Below are 20,516 nucleotides of genomic sequence, written 5' to 3' on the forward strand. Positions count from 1 at the left end.
GTTTTAATTAGCTATTAAGGGCTGTACACGCTAAATACTTCATTCCACCGATACAGCTCATAATAATTTCCCGGCAGGTCTAAGCCTGAAATAAGTACCTTATCATTTTTCGTATCTTTTAAGCGCGTTAAAAGATTTGCTTGTTTTCGATTTGTACGAATCCACATCGTTTGATTCGTTGCTTTATGATAAACAGGCGCATAATCTCCTAAGCCTTTTTGTGGAAATGTGAACTGACTTTGCTTATTGGTCTTTACGTTCATGCTATACAAAAAAGGCAGTGGCCTCTTTTTTTCATCATTCGACCACCCTGCTTCGGGCACACGCGAAATGATGATGTTATCTTTTTCTGTCCAAGTAAAATCCCAATCTGCGAAGCCTTTTGGAGTAAACACATGTTCTTTAAAAACCGGCATCTCTTTTAAAGTGAACGTTTTATTTTCAGTGGCGAACCTTCCTTCCCCATTAATAAATGCCAGTACTTGCTCCTCATTACTCCACTTAAACCAATTAGGTACATTAAGCATATCTCCCACTACTTGAAAAGCTTTCCCTTCTTTTGTAATGATGCACAGCTTATTTGCATCTGCAGACATCGAAGCCGTTGGAATAGCAATAAAACTAATCCATTGACCGTTAGGAGACCATTTGAAGCTGCTTGTTGTATACGCAAAAAATGAATCATTTTCTGCTGGCAGCGTCGTAAAAGCCTCCACTTTTTTTACGTCTAACCCTGCATATTTGCTCACTGTATATAGCTTTACCGGTCCCCATCCCGTGGGCGCTAGCGCAGCAGCTGACGTAATTAAAAATCGATCTCCTTCTGGAAACCATGAAAACTGATCAACTCCTACGGCTACACGCTTCTTTTCATGTGTTTTAACGTTGTAATATACTAAGATTCCATTCGAAATATACGCAAGTTCCTCAGCAACCGGTGACCATTGATAATGAGTCACATCATGTTCAATAAGTAGCGGTTTTCCTTTTAACGGTGCAATCATTAAAGAATCATTTTCTGCATAAGCAACCGTATCTCCATGCGATGACCATTGAGGCATGGAGGCATGACGGGCATAAGATAACTGCCTTTCGGTACCGTTATCATATACCCATAGGTTTCCTTGCCGTATAAAACTGACTTTCACTGTATTGGCAGCATTTATTTGCATAGGGAACAACATAAGGAAAAGCAGACATAACGCTATTTTTTTCACCATGTTCACTCCTGTCTTTTTTTATAGCGTTACACAAATCTCCTCATCTCATCACATTTTTGAAAAAATAAAAGAAGTTGAGACATAACGACATGAATTTAATCGAAAAACGAACAAATGGGATACATGAGCTGAACCTCTTGTAACACCGCAGTTGACTTCCATGCAAGACTCCAATCAACTGCTAGAAGCAGCGAAATAGCTGAAATCTCCGTTCACCATAACAAAAAAAATAAACCACTAATCAAATATTTTGATCAATGGTTTGTTTTTTACTTGAGCTAAACTACTTTTGTCCCAGCCTCTTTAAAAAAAATAAAAAAGCGCAGCTATTCGCTGCGCTTTTGGTCTATTATGATTTTGATTTAGATTTTGGTGACGGTTTTGTTTTAGCCTGTGCTGCATTGTTAGCCGCATCTTTTTCTTTTAATAAACTCATACGTTTTTTCAAGTAGTAGCCTTGTCCAATTCCGAATAAGTTACCGATTACCCAATATAATGCAAGAGCAGATGGAAGTGAAATTCCCGCTACTAAGATGAAGATTGGCATAATGTTCATCATCATTTTCATTGGAGGTTGAATTTCATCCGTCATACTTACACGAATTTGTAAGAATGTCGTAATCGCTGCAACTACCGGTAAAATGAAGTAAGGATCTGGCTTTCCTAAACTTACCCATAAGAATGAATGCTGCGCAATTTCATGCGTTCTTGCAATAGCATTATAAAATGCGATAATAATAGGCATTTGAATAAAGATTGGCAAACATCCGCCAACCGGATTAATTTTATGCGTTTGGTAAAGCTGCATCATTTCTTTTTGCTGCTTTTGCTGTGTTTCAGGATCTTTTTTACCAGCATATTTCTTTTGAATCTTTTCCATCTCTGGACGAAGTGCTTGCATAGCCATCGTGCTCTTTTGCTGTTTTAAAATAAGCGGCAATAGAACTAAACGAATGATAACCGTCGCAATAATAATAGACAGACCATAGCTTCCGCCTGCCCACTCAGCAATTTTCGTTAATGCCATAGATAAAGGGTAAACAAAATAGTGATCCCAGAATCCGCCGCTTGTAGCCGTGACCGGTGTTTTTGTACTGCTACAGCCGGCTAGAGCTAAAAGAAGCGCTCCCATTAAACCAAGCAATAATAATTTTTTATTTCTTTTCATATTCTTTCCTCCTAATAATGACTAAATGTATGAAGTGTTTTTCAGAAGGAAAGGATCTTCTTCATCATTGTTCTTCTCTTTAACTGGTGTTTTTCTATACACATGTATAAATACATTTCGTCTTTTCCATATTGTTAATACTGAAGGATCAATCCCTGCATTCACATGGTCGGTGACAGGTTCCGCATGAAAAGCCGTAAACCTAGCTTCACGAAGCATATAATAACAGAGGATGTATAAAACGAAAGCAGATAAATACGGCGCATATAGAAAAAGATCGTGATAAAATTCCATGTGCCAGCTCTCTTTCTGACTATAATAGTACAATCCAATATATGTAGTGTAGCATTTACGTTCCTGTTACACAACATCAACTTATCTCTTTGGCTGTTCTACGTATTACTTTTTAAAAAGTTTCATATTTAAGACACAAAATTTGCTCACCATAAAATATGATGAGCAAATCTAATACCCTTCTCTATTCTCGTATGCTTACCGCTGGTTCTCAGTCTTCTTTTAGTTTCATGAACCACGTAACGCCAAATGCTACACCTACAGAAATAATCATACCGATGATATAGTGAATTAAATTGCTCATACCAAGCGGTGCAGCAATGGCCATCATTGGAATACCTGTGAGTCCGTAGGCGTTAGCTACTACGTGCATAAGTACCACGTAGCCTCCCCCCGCTGCTCCGCCTATAGCTGCAGCAATAAATGGCTTGCGAAGTCTTAAGTTGACCCCAAAAATAATCGGTTCTGTAATTCCTAAGAAGGAAGAAATAGCAGCTGGAATCGCAATTTTTTTCGTTTTGGCATTTTTCGTTTTAAAATAAACAGCCAGCCCTGCTCCTCCCTGCGCCACATTCGCACAGGCCCAAATAGGAAGTAAGAAGTTAACGCCAATCTTCGGATTAGCAAGCAGTCCTGCTTCAATAGCATGAAAACTATGCTGCAAGCCTGTTAATACAATGGTTGAATATAAGCCACCAAACAAAATTCCTGCAAACACTCCGGCTACATCGTATAGAGACTGAAGGCTGATCGAAATTAAATCTCCAATATAGCGACCGAAAGGACCAATAAACACAAGTGACACAAAGCCTGTAATAATAACAGTTAAAAAAGGCGTAACAAGTAAATCAACCGAATTCGGCACAATTTTCCGGAGTCCCTTTTCAATTTTGCTCATGACGTAGATAGCCAATAAAATCGGAACGACCGTACCTTGATAGCCAATCAGTGGAATACTTAAGCCAAACAAATCCATATATTCTGGCTTAGCATCTGCTAGTGTCCACGGATTTAATAACATCGGATGCGTTAAGATCCCTCCGATAACCGCTCCAAGATAAGGGTTCGAACCAAATTCTTTTGCAGCTGAAAACCCAATTAAAATCGGTAAAATGATAAATGCTGCGCCTGAGAACATATCCAACAACACAAACAACGCGCTATCTTCTGAGACCCAGTGGAACGCTTTCATCATTCCGAGCAGCCCCATTAGTAAACCACTGGCTACAATGGCTGGAATAATCGGAACAAAAATATTGGAAAGCATGCGGGCAAAGCGAGCAAATGGGTTCATTTTCTTCTTCATTTCTTCTTGATGATCCACTGGAGCAGCAGCCTCTTCAGCGCCTAATTCTTTAACAAAAGCAGCGTGAATTTTATTAACGAGACCGGTTCCAAAAATGATTTGAAACTGTCCTGAATTTGAAAAAGCCCCTTTTACATCTTCTATTTCATCTAAACCTTTTTGATCGATTTTGCTTTCATCTCGAATAACGAGGCGTAAACGCGTAGCACAGTGCTGCGCACTAGCAATATTTTCTTTTCCTCCTAAAAGCGGAACAAGTTTTTTAGCAATTTCTTTTACATCCATCTTACTTCCTCCTTTTTGTATGTCATAAAAAAAGCAAGACCTAAAATACGCTTATAAAAGACATAGTTGTCCTTCATGCGCATTCTAGGTCTTGCCTGCTTTACCAGTCACAATCCCGATTATTCAATTAATACGCTTTCATTGTACTCAAAGCAGCAATATTCGTCAATGTTTTTTTCTATATTCTTTGCTCTATTCGGCAAATGTGAAGCGTGATGTAGCCTAACTCCGCTTCTGGAAAATTAATGTCGTACTCATCTTTGACAAATTGCTTTATCGTTTCAGCACATTGATACGATTTTTTATATTTGACTTTTAATACGTCGAGCATCTCTTCATCCATCTCATGAAAAGGTTCATTTTGCGCTAAACGATTTAACGCAAAGCGCAAGTGAGTCAGCAGACGCTGATAGGACATGCTGTTTTCATCAATCTCCATATTCAGCTCTTTTTTTATAATCGTAACCATTTCATTAATAATCGTTGTATTCATCATGAGCTGCTGCATTCCCGGCGAATTCAGTTTCGCTGTATGAATATGAAGCGCAATATATCCAGCTTCATCAATCGGCATCGTGATATCTAGTCTCTTTTTGATATGCTGAAGAGCCCATACTCCTATTGCATACTCAGGCTGATAGAGAGACTTAATTTCATTTAGCAATTTATTTTGGATGGAAATGCCGCGAGCTATCCTTTCGACAGCAAAGGATAAATGATCGCTCAAAGCAATATGCACATGATGACTTAGCGTAGCAGAGAGCTGCTGCTCAGCATACGAAATGATTTCTTCAGCCACTTGAATATGCTCTTCAGGAAGGTTTGTTAATAGTTCTTGAAACTTTTCCTGTTCTTCTTTCATGACAAAAACTTTCTCCACTTTCGCAGCATTAATAAGATCATTTTTACCTTTTTGAAAAGCGATGCCGGGACCCATCGCAATCTTTTCAACTCCGCCTTCCTTAAAGACAACGGCGTTGTTATTTAACACTTTTAAAATCTTCAAATGCGCTCTCCTTTCTTAAAGGAAAAGGCCTTGCTTATTACTTCATCGTTACTTTTGCACAAGCCGTTTCGCCTTTTTGAACCGTCCCTTGAGCCAAAATCTCGAAACTTTCACTTGCATCACTATTTGTAATAACAATTGGTGTGATAATGCTTTTCGCTTTTTCTTGAATAAGCGCTAAATCAAATGTGATAAGAGGTGTTCCTACACTTACTTTGTCACCTTGTGCCACGTGAGCTTCGAATCCTTCGCCTTCCATTGCCACTGTTTCAAGGCCGATATGTATTAATACTTCTGTACCGGCTTCTGTTTTTAAGCCTACCGCGTGTTTCGTATGGAAAAGCTGAACGACTTCCCCAGCAACAGGTGAAACAACTTGTCCCTCTGAAGGTTCGATTGCAAAACCGTCTCCCATCATCTTCTGTGCAAACACCGGATCTGGCACTTCGCTGATTGGCAGGATATTACCTGAAAGCGGAGCTAGAACGGTTGTTTCTTTTGATTTTGTCTTATTACCAAATAATTTTTTAAACATCTCAATCACCCTTTTTTAGATTGTACTTGTAGCATACCCCAATGATTCTGCAGAAAAACTTCCCCTATCCCGTGTTACGTTAACATGGTCATTATTTAACCATGCTTTTTTTGTCTTGTAAATAAAAATGTATGAGCGCTTTTATAAGAAGCACGTTCCCTATGCTGCACTTTATGTAACCCTTTACACATTTTCTGAAGGAAGGATATTGAATTTTAAACCTAAAAAAAAGCCCTTTTAAAGGGCTTTTGACATTAGAACGTTGAAGCAACTTCTTTTGCTTTTTCAGATGCTTTTGCTAGAATATTGTCTGCTTCTGCTGGCGTGTAAGCCATGCCTTCTGCAACAACCAGTTGGAAATCTTGAACACCAATGAATCCCATTACTGTACGTAAATAGCTTTGAGTAAATTCTAGCTCTGCCGCAGGGCCTTCTGAATACACGCCTCCACGAGCTTCTAGTAATACTACCTTTTTATCTGAAGCTAATCCTACTGGACCATTTTCAGTATATTTAAACGTTTTTCCTGCAATTAAAATGTTATCAATATATGCTTTCATTAGTGGAGGGAAGCTTAAGTTCCACATTGGAGCTGAGAAAATAACTTTGTCAGCTTGTAAAAACTGCTCTACTAATTCACCCATACGCGTTACTTTTTCTAACTCAACAGCTGATAATTCTTCACCAGCTCCAGCTTTTCCCCATGCTGCTAAAACATCTCCATCAATGAATGGAACTGTTTCTTTATACAGATCAAGCGTTGTCACTGTATCAGTCGGGTTTGCTGTTTTATACTCATCTAAGAAAACCTGTGCTAAACGAGTTGAAAATGATGCTTCATCAACCTGCGGATTTACTTTTACATATAATACATTTGCCATAAATGTCATCTCCTAAAAAGTGTCTATTATCATCAGTTCGAGATATTACTAAACAAATTATCTTTAATTCGAGATTTATTATATAACGCCATTTTTTATGCGTCAACCTTTTCGCACAAAAAAACTCCGCAAGCGGAGTTTTATATACATTGAAATTCTCGAATTTGATTTACATCTACCCCTGCATACACCCAGAAAGATCCTGTCCAGCGATATCCTGCAACTGAGCGTCTGCCTACAAAGGTTGGGTAAAACCAGTAAGGTCGACCATTTCTCGGCCATATATAGGTGTATCGGTATAAGCATCCTGAAATAGCGCCTGGATCAACAGCATAAAGCGATGGACCTCCTGAACCTAGCTTTGGTGCAGGTGTAAAACCTGGCGGCGGACTTGAAGGTGGCTGCGCCCCTCCCTGCGGCGGAAACCCTTGGCCCCCTCCTCCAGGTGGTGGCGGTGGAAAGCCTTGACCTCCTCCAGGTGGCGGCGGAAAGCCTTGACCTCCTCCTCCAGGTGGAAACGATGGAAAGCCTTGACCTCCTTCTCCAGGTGGAAACGATGGAAAGCCTTGGCCTCCTCCAGGTGGAAACAAATTTTGAAAACGTGGATCGTATTGATATGGATACATACGCACTCCCCCTTTATAATGCTTGCTACGTTACAATATGCATCATAATGAAGATAGGTGAATGTCTACTTTTACCTTCTATAGACTAATGGAACGATGTCAAACTTGGTGAGCTTAAAGGAGGCTTACCCGAAGAAATAATAAATCCAACACGGAAACTACTTGCGTGTTGGATCTGCTTGCGGAAAATATTTTTCAATAAAATTATACAGCCAAAATACGGTAATCAAAATAGGCGCTATCAGAAAAGGATGTTGAACCCACATTTTCACCAGTACCTTTTCAAATGACGGAATCGATTTTAACACTTGAAATAACGAGCTTCCGCTTAAAATAACGCTCGTTCCTATCAATAAAAAAGACAGCGAGTTAAATTGATCTATCCACATACTCATAGAGATATAAAAACTAACACCGGTTCCTATGCCCCCCATTATTCCGCTTAAAATGCTTTTTACCGAAAAAGGAATCCCCACAAACCATCCGGCTCCTAGTCCTGCACACCCTGCTAAAATGCTAGAAAAAAGCAGCGGCTGCTCAAGCCAGAGACATGCATTCACTCCAACCACTAAGGTAACATGTATTCCTACGTGAAGGGAAATTCTTTTGCCAACAGGCTCTGAAACATAATGATGGTAGCGCCCGCTATAAAAAATTGTCCACCATAATAATAAAAATGCTGTCAAACTTGCCCCTATAATCATAAACACACCTCTCTACGTTATGATTCTATTAATCTCTATCTATTATTTTCCTAATATCCTGTGTCTTTTATTCGGTAATCTATCCGTATATCTTCCATACGTTCGTTCATCAGCAAGAAAGTAGAATATAATTGTATTCTTATCTCAACTGTTTACTCGTAGGGGTGCTAAGAAGTTGAATGTCTGCATGTAGAAAAAGATAGTGTAGAACACTTTCTCTTACCTTTACTATTATTCATATGTATAGCTTGCTAGATTTAGTCCTCGCAGTTTAGAATTTTTCAGTCGTTCATATGAAACTATTTGCCCCTTTCTTTCGTTATATATATACACGTTTCTTTATCTTTTCACGTGCAAAAAAAGATAAATTCCTATAGTATGTTTTCATATTAACCTTTAAGGAGATAAAGAAGATGAATTGAATAAATCTCTGCCAATAGAGTTTTTAGAAAAAAGAAATTGTTATCATTTCTCCTATTTATGTTATAGAATAATTCATGTATAATAAAAGGCTGTATGGTAACGCAGCTTGCGACATATCTTTTCTTACTTTTAGCAAGTCTATATTCAAAGTAAAAACTGCAAAGTGAGGTTAGTGCGACTCTTCATTAATCAACTTTGCACTAAAAACAGCATTTTTCTTTTATCATAAAGAAAGAATGAGATTTAATAGTGACAGGTGAATAATATGGGTGAAAATCAAAGAAATGTTAGTAGATTTGACTGGAATTTGGCTTTCCTAATCTTCCTATTGTTTTGCGTAAGCGTCGTGGCAATTCATAGTGCTGAAAAAATTGGGCAGTATGATAAAAACTTCGTAGCGCAACAAGTTGTTTTTTATATTATTGGAATGGTGATTATAGGATTTGTCATGCGTTTTGACTCCGATCAGCTTCAAAAGCTAACGTGGGTTTTTTATGGATTTGGGAACTTTTTATTGCTTCTTTTACTAGTGGCTCCGTCAAGTATTGCCAGAGAAATTAACGGGGCAAAAAGTTGGTTCACACTTCCCGGCTTCTCATTACAGCCATCAGAGTTTATGAAAGTGTTTTTGATTATCACACTGAGTACGGTCATTGTGAAGCACAATGAAAAATATCGTATCCGAACAGTAAGAGAAGACTTTTTACTGCTTGGTAAACTGGGCGCTGTACTTGCTTTACCTTTATTGCTAATCATGCAGCAGCCTGACTTAGGGACCGCTCTTGTTTTCTTAGCAATCACCGTTGGACTCGTATTTGTTTCAGGCGTAAGCTGGAAAATCATTGCACCTGCATTTTTAGGCATTACAGCAGTTGGCTCTGTCATTTTGGGACTTGTTGTTTATGCACCTAACTTATTGGAAAAGTATCTAGGGGTTAAGCAATACCAATTTGGACGTATTTACTCTTGGCTGGATCCTGAGTCGTACAGTTCCGGAGAGGGTTATCATTTAAAGAAATCGTTAGATGCGATTGGCTCAGGAATGGTAAACGGTAAAGGAATCGGAAATGGAGTTGTCTATTTGCCAGAGGGACAGACGGACTTTATTTTTGCGGTTATTGGAGAAGAGTTTGGCTTTATCGGCGCCAGCATTGTAATCAGTCTTTTCTTCGTACTCGTTTATTACTTGATCAAGCTAGGTCTTGAAACAAAAAATGAATTTAATTCTTATTTATGTGTAGGCGTTATTTCAATGCTTACGTTCCACGTATTCCAAAATATCGGTATGACCATTCAAGTCTTGCCTATTACCGGAATTCCACTTCCTTTTATTTCATATGGAGGAAGTTCACTGATGGGGAACATGTTTGCAATGGGTCTGATGTTTGGAATCTCATGGCATCACAAACGCTATATGTTTGGAAATGATTAAAGGGAGACGAGGGTCTCTCTTTTTCTTTTGCCTCCTTATTAAGCATGTTACAATAAAGAAAACGCTTTCTTATTCTGTTTTAAAAGGAGTAGATATGCATGCTTGATTACCAATATCGGCGCAAAGCCTATGCTATTTTGTTAAAACAGACATCTGTACCTTCATCTACACCTTCTTTTTTCACCCGGCTTATACAGCTACTAAAACGAAATGTATAATAAAAGGTGTGCGACTGCACACCTTTTATTTGCTCGACAGCGATGTTAATCCAATTTGCTTTACGATTTTTTTACTGTCTTCATTTAGCCCTTTTACAACAACCTTTTTATTTAATCTCTCGTATTTATCCACAATTTTTGAAATCCCAATTACGGCTGATTGATCCCATATATGAGAAGAACTAAAATCAATAATGATCGTATCCGGATCTGTTTCATACTCAAATTCATCCATAAAGAAGCTGATGGTAGCAAAAAATAATTGCCCTGAAACCCCGTATTGTTTTGTATTGCCTTCTACTTGTGAAGTTGTTTTAATTTTAGCCATCTTCCAGCCAAATGCAATAGCACTTAAAACAATACCGACCATTACCCCTAGTGCTAAGTTATGTGTAAACAAGACAACAACGACCGTAACAATCATTACAATGGCATCCGACAGCGGATATTTTGTTAAGTCTTTCAGGGACTGCCAATCAAATGTACCAGCAGCTACCATAAACATGACCCCTACAAGAGCAGCCATTGGAATTTGTTTAACAACATCGCCAAGCACCATAATTAAGAACAATAAAAAGACTCCGGCAACTAAGGTAGATAACCTTCCACGTCCCCCTGATTTTACATTAATCATAGATTGTCCAATCATGGCACAGCCAGCCATTCCTCCAAAGAAACCTGTTACAATATTAGCAATGCCTTGACCCCGCGCTTCTTTATTTTTATTCGAGGGCGTATCTGTAATTTCGTCCAGCACCGTTGCCGTTAGCATAGATTCAAGTAGGCCTACAATCGCTAAAGGAAGCGAATAAGGTAAAATGATAAGCAGTGTCTCCACTGATAAATCAACCTTTGGAAAGTGAAGAACCGGCAGCGAACGCGTAATATTCCCCATATCTCCTACCGTTTTTAAATCTAAATGAAAGACAATCGCTACAATCGTCATCAAGACAATGGCAACAAGCGGAGATGGTATTGCTTTGGTCATGATCGGAAACAAATAGACGATGAGCAGCGTTCCGGCTACCATTGCGTACATCATCCAATTTGCTCCTTCAAAATGCGGAAGCTGTGCGGTGAAAATTAAAATACCTAGCGCATTTACAAAGCCAATCATCACTGTTTGAGGAAGAAATGATAAAAACCTTCCTACTTTCAAAACACCAAGTAAAATTTGAATCATTCCGGTTAAAACAGTAGCTGCAAATAAATACTCAATACCGTGATCTTTGACTAAATTGATCATCAATAAAGACATTGCTCCTGTTGCAGCTGAAATCATAGCTGGTCTTCCGCCTGTAAAAGCAATCACAATTGCCATACAAAAAGATGCATACAGGCCAACCATAGGATCGACACCGGCGATAATGGAAAAAGCAAGGGCTTCTGGAATAAGCGCAAGAGCAACTGTCATCCCAGACAAAATGTCTGCTCGAACGTTTGAAAACCACTGCTGTTTAATACTTGCCATCATGATGGTTTATCACCTCTTATGAATTTTTATACGATTTTCGACTTTCACGAAAATCAAAGCCGTTTTTAACGTATCAAATCGTACCATACAATTTCCTATTTGGAAACAATTAATTTTCACAAATAAAAAGACGAGAAGCTTGCTTGCTTCTCGTCTTTTTATTTGTTACGCCGCAGCATTTCGCTGCCATTCAGCAAATAAACAAAATGAAATTATGTTCATTCATTAATTGCTGCTTCAAGCGCAACAACAATCATATCGTTAAACGTCGTTTGACGTTCTTCTGACGTTGTTTCTTCACCAGTGAAGATGTGATCACTTACTGTTAAAACCGATAGAGCATTACAGCCGTATTTAGCGGCTAGCGTATACAGAGCCGTCGTTTCCATTTCAACTGCCAATACGCCGTGAGCTGCTAATTTTTCTAGCTGGCCGTCTTCATTGTAAAATTGATCAGATGTAAATACACTTCCTACTTTTAACTGAAGGCCTTTTTCAACACCTGCATCGTAAGCGCGCTTTAATAAATCAAAGTTAGCTGTCGGTGCATAGTCAATAGGACCAAATTTAACGCGGTTCATTTGTGAATCACTTGACGAAGACATGGCTAAAATAACGTCACGTACTTTTACATCTTTTTGAATTGCTCCGCATGTACCAACGCGAATTAGATTTTGAACACCATATTCATTCATTAATTCATTTACATAAATAGCAATTGATGGTACACCCATTCCTGTTCCTTGAACAGAAACGCGCTTTCCTTTATATGTTCCTGTAAATCCAAGCATACCGCGCACTTCGTTATAGCAAGTTACGTCTTCTAAAAACGTTTCTGCAATGTATTTTGCACGAAGTGGATCACCTGGAAGTAAAATCGTTTCTGCAATATCACCTTGTTTTGCCCCAATATGTACGCTCATTTCGTACCTCCTATATGTAAAAAATCTTACGCTTTCACTATACCATATTGTATACCTTACATGTCTATTTACTTCTAACATTATGCGTCAAAAATAAAAAGACATACTGCCCAAAAAATGGCTTAGTATGTCTTTTTATATAAGGGTACGCTAATAGCGCAAGGGATTTACTAATGTTAGCTGAGGTGATACGTATGGGGAAAAAACATCGCAACCGAATTAATTCGCCTAAAAAGAATAATCACATTCCAAAAGAAGCAATTATAGCAGAACATGAAGCCCATGGAGATGAATATTCAGCAACAAACCGAAAAAATGGCCCTGGCCATCATACTCGTGATTACTAAGGGTCAACATATAAATAAAAAGCGGCCAGATAGGTCGCTTTTACCTTATGTTTAACGTACGTGCAGGCGGTTCACTTTTTGCCAGCCATCTGTCCATAGCTTGTAGTAATACTTTCCTCGAGTACCTTCATCAATTAACAAAATATCGCCTGTGCTAATAAACCTCGCATCACAATCTTTTGGCAAATTATCAGCAATGTTAAACATCTGAAATACTTGTGTTGCAGCGTCTTGATGATCGAATGCTGTAATCGTTAGACGATGGACAGGCTTATATCCGCGCTTTTCGCCTTTTTCTTCTGTTTGCATAATGGTTACATCATATTCTGTGCTAATATTAAATTGTTTTTTTATTGTGGTCCACACACTCAACATTCTTCCCTCCACCCAAAAGCAAGTATTTACTCTTTTACGTCATGTATTCTTATATAATTAGTGATAAAATCCGAAAATCCTTTATCGAATCAAAACGTTTTTTGTCGAAATTACTAGTTTTCCCTTATTAAACATGTACATAAAATATTTGTTTCCCATTTTATCATTAGTTGTTTTTGAATGGATGAATCAATAGGCCTACTTAAACAAAATGAAATATTAACGAAAAAAATGTAACCATTGCTCCTATTTTTGGTTATATAAGCGCTTAGAAAGGAGATAGACTCCTAAGGACCAAGCAAGTCCTAAACAATATCCTGCTAGTATATCCGTTAAAAAGTGTACGCCTAAATACAAACGGCTAAATCCAATTAATAAAATAACAATAGCTATTACGCATGCAGCTGCCGTTTTAACAGCCCTGCTTCTTGTATACATCCATATTAACAAAAGTATTCCGCTGTAAAACGCCATTGAGTTCATGGCATGTCCACTCGGAAAACTATAGTGAGAGGCGGGAACGACTTGACTCCAATCAGGTCTTGGTCTTGCAAAAATCTCCTTCAATCCCCAATTTAAAGCGCGAACTCCCCAAAAAACGAGCGTGATATATAAAGCGAGCAATCCTTTTCGTTTATAAAGAAGAAATACTATAATTGCAAACCATATTGGCGCAGTGACATACCAAGATCCTACGGTTGTTATAAATATGATGATAGGTGTTAACGTGTCCGTCCTCCATCCTTCAATGGTATGAAGTACATTAAAGTCAAGCTGTTTCACCCAAGGTGTATTAAACGTAAATAAAATGAGTAAAAAGAAAGCTAAAAGCGATACAATAAATAGAGAATATTTTGTAGTGCGATTTACCATTTTTTATTTCCTCCAACCTATTAAAAGAAAAAGCATGTAGCGTTCTACATGCTTTACTTATTCACACGTTTTGGCTGAATATAGTCTTCTGGCTTAGGAGCTTGATGAACGACAAATTCAGCCGAAAATTCCTCTTTTGCATTTATTTTTTTCGTTTGCTTTGATTGCGGCATATACCTCTCTCCTTTCTTTTTACTGTCTTTAATATACGAAAAATAAAGGAGAGCTATGCACGTTAGCTATAGCGTGAAATAATATTGGTTAATATATTTTTTAACTGAGGAATTTCTTTTTCAGAAACATGAACATGAACGAGCGACTCATCTGCATCCAGCATTTCAGATAGAAAGCCGCCAAACCCTCTGGCACGTCGATCTACTTCTATAAATACATCGTAGTCATGTAAGCCGCTTGGCTGCACGATGATTTCAATCTCATCTACTTTCCCAGCGTACAATCCACCGCTTGGAACAAATTCAAATTCTTGAACAAAAGGAAGTCTTTTTCTCATCCTGCGAGGAGCTTCTTCGCACTCGACTTGGCGCAGGCGAAAGCCAAGCTGTTCCATAGCTTCAATTGTGCTTGTTACCATCTGATTAGGAAGCACTTTTACATGATCAATATCCGACGGATCAACCGCATCTTTAATGTCGAGGCTCGTCGCCACCCACACCCGGGTTCTCCCTAATGTAACAGGTGTATCATCAGGCAGCTGAAAGGTAAAAGGAATAGACTTCGTTTCAGAGGGTTGAATCGTGAACGGGTCGTTAATCTTAAACGTATTAAGCTCAATATCCTGCTTGTATTTTTTATCGTCTCTTTCTTTTACATAGGTTGTGAATAGACGCAGATAGATGCTGTCAATTTTCTGCTCAACATTGCCCCCGTACACTTCAACAATCCCTTCAATCTTTTCACCAGCACGAAATTCATCATTGACAAGCTTAGCGTCCACTCGCGCTGCGCCAATTCCAATGCGGGCTAACGCTTTATTAAATAGCGCCATACTTTCCCCTCCCTGAGTTCTTACTATTTATATAGTCATAAATATCTTTTTGTAAACTTTTAATGCTTTCATACGATTCATCTGCTCTCAGCATTTTTTGAATAATGGTCTTAATAGGTGTCGACAAACTTAGCTCTTGTTCCCAGCTTCTTTCTTGTTTTTCCGTCGGCTCATAACCAGAGTATAATAAGAATAAAAGAAAATGACCAAGCGCATAGATATCGCTTGCAGCAGATGTTTGTCTCATAAACTGTTGTTCTTCTATAAGGGTGCTTGTTTCTTCATGGTCTCCTAAAAATCTAGCAAGACCAAAGTCAATAACATAGATGGTCCCGTTAACATCAATAATATTTGGAATACGAAGATCACGGTGAACGATTCCTTGCTCATGAATAACGGAAACTACTTTTAGAATATCAAGTAAAATATCAAGCGCTTGTTCTTCCGTATACACGCACTTCTCTTCAAAAATTAAATCTTCAAACGTTTTCCCTTGAATCAACTCCATCACTAAGAAACAGCCTTCATCTGTTTCGATAGCTTCATACAGTGAAGGAATTTGAGGGTGATTTAATTGAGACAGCAATTTCGCTTCATAATGATAAGACTTCAGCCCCTGGGGCGTGCGCTGCTTCGTTTTACGGAGCTGTTTTACTACTACCTTTTTTTGTTGCACAATGTCGTTAGCGACATATGTTATACCATAGCTTCCCATTCCCAGTACATCTATGATTTCATATCGCCCGCAAATGACTTTTCCTTTTTTGAAAGGACGGTCAACTAGCCAGCGATGAAGGTGTTTGAACATTCGATTTTTCACCATAAATCAACTTGAGAAAAAGCTTGAAAAGAAACTTCCGCTTTTGCGTTTGCGCTTATAGTGGTGGTGGCCATATTTTGAATGACTGTGGCTGTCATAATATTTGCTTCGCTTATAATCGCTACTGCTGCTATGATGGCGTGGACGTCTGTAATGATGATCACTGCTGCTGTAGTGACGAGGACGTCGATAGTGTCGATCGCTGCTGCTGTAGCGTCGATGTTTAGATCCAGTTAATGATTCAAAAATTTTTCTGAACATAAAGAAAACCTCTTTTCTTAACATTTGTTACCCTTTATACGTACGAAATGTTATAAAGGTTTCAAAAAATCCCTTACCCTTTTTTTATATAGTTAAACGTTTCAAAGGAGGCTTAACATGACTTCTACTAACACAAATCCCCTCATTAGATTGGAGGATGTTCTTCGCCTGCAGCAGATGATGCAGCTCAAACCTCCTGCTACCCTCCCTCTCTCTTTTATCGGAGAAGACGTAAAATTGATTAAAGAGATTCGAAAAAAAGTAAAAACAGCTAATCAAAACAATGTTACACGTACCCAGGCTTATTTAGACTATTATCAAAAACACCCCGAAATTCACTGGGCTTTTTTAGCACACTTAGTTTCACGAAACGGCGGCTATTATATGACAGATCTCTCCACTACCTTAATAAAATCCCTGCTTTCATCAGAAAAACAGCACGCATACTTCTTGTTTTTAGAACATTCCAACTCAGCCATTTTTCATGATGCTTACGCTCAGCTGTTACTCTATGAAAAAAGCAAAGAGCAAAACAGTAATCTGTTTCATTTACTCTCCGCTTTTCACATATCTTCTTTTATGAAAGCTGTGTGGAATGACTTTTGGCAGCATAGAAACAAAACGCTCTTGTCAATAGCCCTGATTGTGAACGAACAGTATCATATCGAAAAAAATGTTCTCTTTAAAAAAGAGTTTCAGCGGGACGTTCTTCACTCTTGGCAGTTTCACACTCAAAACTTTCTCGGTATGACTCAAATCGTCTTTCCCTATTATTCAGGTAATAAAATTGATTTAAGTGGAACAAAAGTGTATCATTTCGAGTCTGTCTTAAGACGGATTGAAGTGGGAAAAACTTTATACGTTCTTCTTTTTTATTCAAACTTGCATGATTCTATCTATACATTTAGCCTTAAACACCCCCACACAGGGTCTCGAAGCGATTATAATTCGGATATATTTACAAAGAATCGAAATCATTCCAAAAAGCTGTATAGCCCGACTTTAAATATGAGCTGGGGAGACCGCGTACACCTTTTTTTAAGAAAAGATGAGTGGTTTGAAGACGCAAGCATATTTTCTCTCCTTGAGTCTATTCCCGCTTCTTCAGTTAAAAAAATTCCCCTTCAGCATCATCTAAAAGTGCAATCCGCTATTAAAGCTGCTAACCCTTTTTCATAACCGCTGTCTCACAAACAAAACGACGAGTTTCCCCGTCGTTACAGATGTATCTATCTTTTTATTCTTCATCTTGCTCATCAATAATACATTTATCAATGAGATAATCAAAAGTTATATCCGCTAATTCGCCTAGCTCTTCTTCAGCGGGAACATAGCCTCGCTTGACTAGTTCATTGTAAAAGAACTCCGCAATTTCTTCCGTATCAATGACCACTTCGATTTCTTTCACAATATCACTCCTTATCCCGTTTGAACGGATTAGCGTACCTTATTTTTCTTGAAAATAGGTTCACTCCATCTTCTTCTTGAAGTTTTACCTTATACACATTTATGAACAATTCGGCAATAGTATGTCTAAAATTTCAGCAGTTTAAATAGAAAGGTAATTATACCCATTCTTTTTTCATTACCATCGCCGTATACACAATAAAAGATAGCTAAGAGAGATGTGATGATCTATCTCGGCTATCTTTTATTTATTAGGCATCTACCTGCTATTTTCCTTGTTCGGATTTTGCTATCTTTTTTAAATGTTTCAGCACTAAGTTCATGACTTCAGCATATTCTTCATCTTCAAAAAGCTCATACAAAAATTTATAATCATTGTACACATCTAAAAGACCGTTTATAATCTCATGCTTTTCTTTAGTTAACCTCACTTCTTCTTTTTCAGAACCGTTTTGTTTTTTCATCTTTGGTAGCAACTCCGTCTTTTTAATTTCTTTACCTAAATACAACATATCAACACTTTGAGCGTAATTTTCTGTTTCCTCATGAGGAGTTACGAGAATGAGTTCTTCTTCACTAGCCTCAAGCCATTCTCCATCTGTTACACGTGACAATTCATAGACAATATCTTCCCATGAATCCTCTTTATAACGCCATATTTCTGTTCGAATACCAATGATTTTAAATAACTCTTTTCCATAATTAAAAACCTGGACGATATCGCCGAAGAAAAATTTATATTCAAGCTCTACTCTTTCCTGTACTAATATTTGACCTTCATATTCTTCTAGAAGCTCAATTGTATCTTCTAAAAAAAGACCTTCACTATGGTTGATTTCGTATACAAAAATCCCATCCATCACTTTTATATCGGTAATAGTGCCAACGGTCCCGTATATTGTTACAACGACTGTTTCACCAATTCCGTATTTAGGTTTTTTCTTCCCTGCCATCGTCGCACCTCCTTAGTAAACATACACCTACTGAAAAGTTACAATATTATATGCAGTAACTAAAAAAGGGGAAGTATAACATCTTTAGAACCAAGCCTTTATTATCTATTGCCCTCTATCATTTTTACCCCTGCTTATTGCATGAGCTTAAGAAAATAAAAAAGCAGGCTGATGGATATCCATCAGCCTGCTTTTTTATTTCTCACGCATTATTTTGATAAAGCTCCCATGCTTCATCAAATACGGTCATGCTTGATAAATAATGTCCGTTGAGCTCTAAATAAGAACTCAGTTCGTCATAATCTGTTGAAGATTTCGGGAAGCTGTGATCATCATAAGCACTTCGCGCAAACTCTCCCATTCGATCATGTTTTTTATTTGACCGGAATTTCATTATATAGTGATAAAAGGATTTCATCGTACTCCCCCTCCAGCGGTATGTGTATCTTTTCTATCATTTTTTCAAGAAATCTACAACTTTCTTCTGTGATATGTAGATGTCGAACACTGCAATATAAGTGGTTTACCCGACAAAAAATATTAAATTCATGTTACAGTTGCAAAACAAATTTCACTATTAGCGTAACGAATAAATATTGTTATATCAATATTTTTCTTTTTTCAAAAAGACATTTGTAACAAAAACACATCGTTTTTATAACAAAAGCGTTGATTCGACAGGTTCCTCAAGCCTTTATGTAATTGCAAAAAAGAAGAATTCATGTTTTAATTCCGTAGTGAAAGGTTATTCTAACAATAATCGCCCTTTAAATAAATCTTGTTGGTGGGAGGTTTACATCAGCATATGTTGAGGAAAAATAATACTATGAATACTCGAAATGCTTACTTTGATAATGCTAAATTCGTATTAATTTTTTTAGTTGTATTTGGACACATGATTTCTCCGTACCGAACAGATAGCAGCGGAATGCTGTCCATTTATCACTTTATCTTTATTTTTCATATGCCTGTCTTTATTTTACTAGCAGGTTATTTCTCAAAAAATTTTCATAAAAAAGGCTATTACAAAAAAATATTTACAAAGGTGGCTCTTCCTTACTTAGCTTTCCAAACTATCTATACCCTTTATTACAGTGTGCTTTATACAGATGAAACGTACACGCTTCAATATTTGGTTCCTAGATGGGCAATGTGGTTTCTACTGAGCTTAATTTTTTGGAAATTAATGCTTCCTTTCTTTGCGAAATTCCCGATGTGGATTAGCTTAACTGTCTCTATTTCGCTTGGACTGGCAATGGGCTTCATTGATATTGACGGATTTGATAAAATTCTAAGCATTAGCCGAATGTTTGTTTTCTTCCCGTTTTTCCTTTTAGGCTACTATTTGTCACAGCGACAAGAGCCTTTTACAAATCTTTTGACGGCGCGAAATCGAATCATCGCATCCATCGTATTACTAGTTACATTAATTGGAAGCTATTCTTTCTTAGACGACACGGCTTACACAGATATGCTGTATGGAACGAACACGTACGACAATGTGGCCGAATTTTTAATGCGCGTTTCTCACTACGGAATTGCTTTTCTTGTATCTTTTGCCTTTATGGCTTTAATTCCAACGCGCGGTTTTGCTTTAACAAGCATTGGACAGCGCTCTCTATACGTGTATTTATTGCACGGCTTCATTTTAAAATGGTTCTTTACAACTGACTTCTCAAAAAGTCTAGAGCCAACGTCATGGGGTATTATCGTCTTAATCGCACTATCCATTTTAGTAACGATGCTTCTCGGTAGCCGTATTGTCGATTGGTTCATCACCGGTACCAAGCTCATCGTTCAGTTTGTTACACCTAAAAAAGCCATTCAGAAATTTTCATTAGCATTCAAACGTACGTTTTCATAAAAGTCATACTCCTAAAGGAGTATGACTTTTTTCATTTTCTTTAGAGAAACCAAGTAAATAATTTCATTTTGCTGAATTTTATGTTAACGTTTTAATATCTAAAGGAAGGGAGTTT

At 37.8% G+C, this 20,516-nt stretch carries 22 protein-coding genes; 4 read left to right on the forward strand and 18 right to left on the reverse strand.

Going from position 1 to position 20,516, the window contains the following annotated elements; translation table 11 throughout:
* Positions 1-14 precede the first annotated feature (14 nt).
* The 8 genes from ACO1DI_RS04665 to ACO1DI_RS04700 all read right to left on the reverse strand — a co-directional run bounded on the left by ACO1DI_RS04665 (position 15) and on the right by ACO1DI_RS04700 (position 8,025).
* Positions 15-1,220, reverse strand: a complete 1,206-nt coding sequence (locus ACO1DI_RS04665; RefSeq protein WP_115654788.1) for a TolB family protein — start codon at positions 1,218-1,220, stop codon at positions 15-17.
* A 349-nt stretch (positions 1,221-1,569) separates the two neighbouring features.
* Positions 1,570-2,388, reverse strand: coding sequence for a membrane protein insertase YidC (yidC, locus tag ACO1DI_RS04670; protein ID WP_014458568.1), 819 nt, complete (start codon positions 2,386-2,388; stop codon positions 1,570-1,572).
* Between the two features lie 505 nt (positions 2,389-2,893).
* The gene (locus ACO1DI_RS04675) at positions 2,894-4,273 is read right to left on the reverse strand and encodes a sucrose-specific PTS transporter subunit IIBC (protein ID WP_028415103.1); all 1,380 of its coding nucleotides are present in this window, start codon (positions 4,271-4,273) and stop codon (positions 2,894-2,896) included.
* Between the two features lie 178 nt (positions 4,274-4,451).
* Positions 4,452-5,279, reverse strand: coding sequence for a PRD domain-containing protein (locus ACO1DI_RS04680; RefSeq protein WP_116739481.1), 828 nt, complete (start codon positions 5,277-5,279; stop codon positions 4,452-4,454).
* A gap of 37 nt (positions 5,280-5,316) precedes the next feature.
* Complete coding sequence (locus ACO1DI_RS04685) at positions 5,317-5,814, reverse strand: PTS sugar transporter subunit IIA (protein WP_013084668.1); 498 nt, start codon at positions 5,812-5,814, stop codon at positions 5,317-5,319.
* A 254-nt stretch (positions 5,815-6,068) separates the two neighbouring features.
* The gene (locus tag ACO1DI_RS04690) at positions 6,069-6,695 is read right to left on the reverse strand and encodes an FMN-dependent NADH-azoreductase (protein ID WP_014458563.1); all 627 of its coding nucleotides are present in this window, start codon (positions 6,693-6,695) and stop codon (positions 6,069-6,071) included.
* Between the two features lie 140 nt (positions 6,696-6,835).
* Positions 6,836-7,321 (reverse strand): transporter, encoded by a 486-nt coding sequence (locus ACO1DI_RS04695; RefSeq protein WP_423145131.1) that lies wholly within the window; start codon positions 7,319-7,321, stop codon positions 6,836-6,838.
* A 158-nt stretch (positions 7,322-7,479) separates the two neighbouring features.
* On the reverse strand, positions 7,480-8,025 hold the full coding sequence (locus tag ACO1DI_RS04700) for a hypothetical protein (RefSeq protein WP_374733715.1): 546 nt from the start codon (positions 8,023-8,025) through the stop codon (positions 7,480-7,482).
* Between the two features lie 688 nt (positions 8,026-8,713).
* On the opposite strand from ACO1DI_RS04700, the gene ACO1DI_RS04705 reads away from it, so the two are divergent.
* A complete protein-coding gene (locus tag ACO1DI_RS04705; protein WP_014458560.1) occupies positions 8,714-9,880 on the forward strand; it encodes an FtsW/RodA/SpoVE family cell cycle protein in 1,167 nt (388 codons plus the stop codon).
* A gap of 243 nt (positions 9,881-10,123) precedes the next feature.
* Here ACO1DI_RS04705 and ACO1DI_RS04710 read toward each other — a convergent pair whose 3' ends face one another.
* A complete protein-coding gene (locus ACO1DI_RS04710; protein ID WP_374733714.1) occupies positions 10,124-11,572 on the reverse strand; it encodes a SulP family inorganic anion transporter in 1,449 nt (482 codons plus the stop codon).
* 218 nt (positions 11,573-11,790) lie between these two features.
* Complete coding sequence (gene deoD, locus ACO1DI_RS04715) at positions 11,791-12,495, reverse strand: purine-nucleoside phosphorylase (RefSeq protein WP_116077329.1); 705 nt, start codon at positions 12,493-12,495, stop codon at positions 11,791-11,793.
* A gap of 194 nt (positions 12,496-12,689) precedes the next feature.
* Between deoD and ACO1DI_RS04720 the strand changes: the two genes are divergently transcribed.
* Positions 12,690-12,842 (forward strand): hypothetical protein, encoded by a 153-nt coding sequence (locus ACO1DI_RS04720; protein WP_013058712.1) that lies wholly within the window; start codon positions 12,690-12,692, stop codon positions 12,840-12,842.
* A gap of 51 nt (positions 12,843-12,893) precedes the next feature.
* Here the strand turns inward: ACO1DI_RS04720 and ACO1DI_RS04725 are convergent, their stop codons facing one another.
* The 5 genes from ACO1DI_RS04725 to ACO1DI_RS04745 form a co-directional block, all read right to left on the reverse strand.
* On the reverse strand, positions 12,894-13,217 hold the full coding sequence (locus tag ACO1DI_RS04725; protein WP_013058713.1) for a hypothetical protein: 324 nt from the start codon (positions 13,215-13,217) through the stop codon (positions 12,894-12,896).
* Positions 13,218-13,463: 246 nt separating this feature from the next.
* Positions 13,464-14,090, reverse strand: coding sequence for a phosphatase PAP2 family protein (locus ACO1DI_RS04730; RefSeq protein ID WP_221780931.1), 627 nt, complete (start codon positions 14,088-14,090; stop codon positions 13,464-13,466).
* 235 nt (positions 14,091-14,325) lie between these two features.
* Positions 14,326-15,096: a sporulation protein gene (locus tag ACO1DI_RS04735; protein ID WP_014458557.1), complete on the reverse strand. Its 771-nt coding sequence runs from the start codon at positions 15,094-15,096 to the stop codon at positions 14,326-14,328.
* Positions 15,083-15,919, reverse strand: a complete 837-nt coding sequence (locus ACO1DI_RS04740) for a serine/threonine protein kinase (RefSeq protein WP_423145132.1) — start codon at positions 15,917-15,919, stop codon at positions 15,083-15,085. Before ACO1DI_RS04740 ends, ACO1DI_RS04735 begins: the two co-directional genes overlap by 14 nt.
* Before the next feature lie 3 nt (positions 15,920-15,922).
* Positions 15,923-16,177 carry a hypothetical protein gene (locus ACO1DI_RS04745; RefSeq protein WP_114324454.1) on the reverse strand — a complete coding sequence of 85 codons (255 nt, stop codon included), beginning with the start codon at positions 16,175-16,177 and terminating at the stop codon, positions 15,923-15,925.
* Positions 16,178-16,294: 117 nt separating this feature from the next.
* Here ACO1DI_RS04745 and ACO1DI_RS04750 point away from each other — a divergent pair, with 117 nt between their 5' ends.
* Positions 16,295-17,356 (forward strand): DUF2515 family protein, encoded by a 1,062-nt coding sequence (locus ACO1DI_RS04750; protein WP_115654790.1) that lies wholly within the window; start codon positions 16,295-16,297, stop codon positions 17,354-17,356.
* A gap of 58 nt (positions 17,357-17,414) precedes the next feature.
* Here ACO1DI_RS04750 and ACO1DI_RS04755 read toward each other — a convergent pair whose 3' ends face one another.
* The 3 genes from ACO1DI_RS04755 to ACO1DI_RS04765 all read right to left on the reverse strand — a co-directional run bounded on the left by ACO1DI_RS04755 (position 17,415) and on the right by ACO1DI_RS04765 (position 18,955).
* A complete protein-coding gene (locus ACO1DI_RS04755; protein WP_013058720.1) occupies positions 17,415-17,585 on the reverse strand; it encodes a YozD family protein in 171 nt (56 codons plus the stop codon).
* A 265-nt stretch (positions 17,586-17,850) separates the two neighbouring features.
* Positions 17,851-18,537 carry a hypothetical protein gene (locus ACO1DI_RS04760; RefSeq protein ID WP_013058721.1) on the reverse strand — a complete coding sequence of 229 codons (687 nt, stop codon included), beginning with the start codon at positions 18,535-18,537 and terminating at the stop codon, positions 17,851-17,853.
* Between the two features lie 202 nt (positions 18,538-18,739).
* Positions 18,740-18,955 carry a YozE family protein gene (locus tag ACO1DI_RS04765; protein ID WP_013058722.1) on the reverse strand — a complete coding sequence of 72 codons (216 nt, stop codon included), beginning with the start codon at positions 18,953-18,955 and terminating at the stop codon, positions 18,740-18,742.
* Between the two features lie 408 nt (positions 18,956-19,363).
* On the opposite strand from ACO1DI_RS04765, the gene ACO1DI_RS04770 reads away from it, so the two are divergent.
* A complete protein-coding gene (locus ACO1DI_RS04770; protein ID WP_013058723.1) occupies positions 19,364-20,401 on the forward strand; it encodes an acyltransferase family protein in 1,038 nt (345 codons plus the stop codon).
* The last annotated feature ends 115 nt before the right edge of the window (positions 20,402-20,516 follow it).

The sequence above is a fragment of the Priestia sp. 40 genome (assembly GCF_049368575.1).
GTDB classification, from domain to species: Bacteria; Bacillota; Bacilli; order Bacillales; family Bacillaceae_H; genus Priestia; species Priestia zanthoxyli.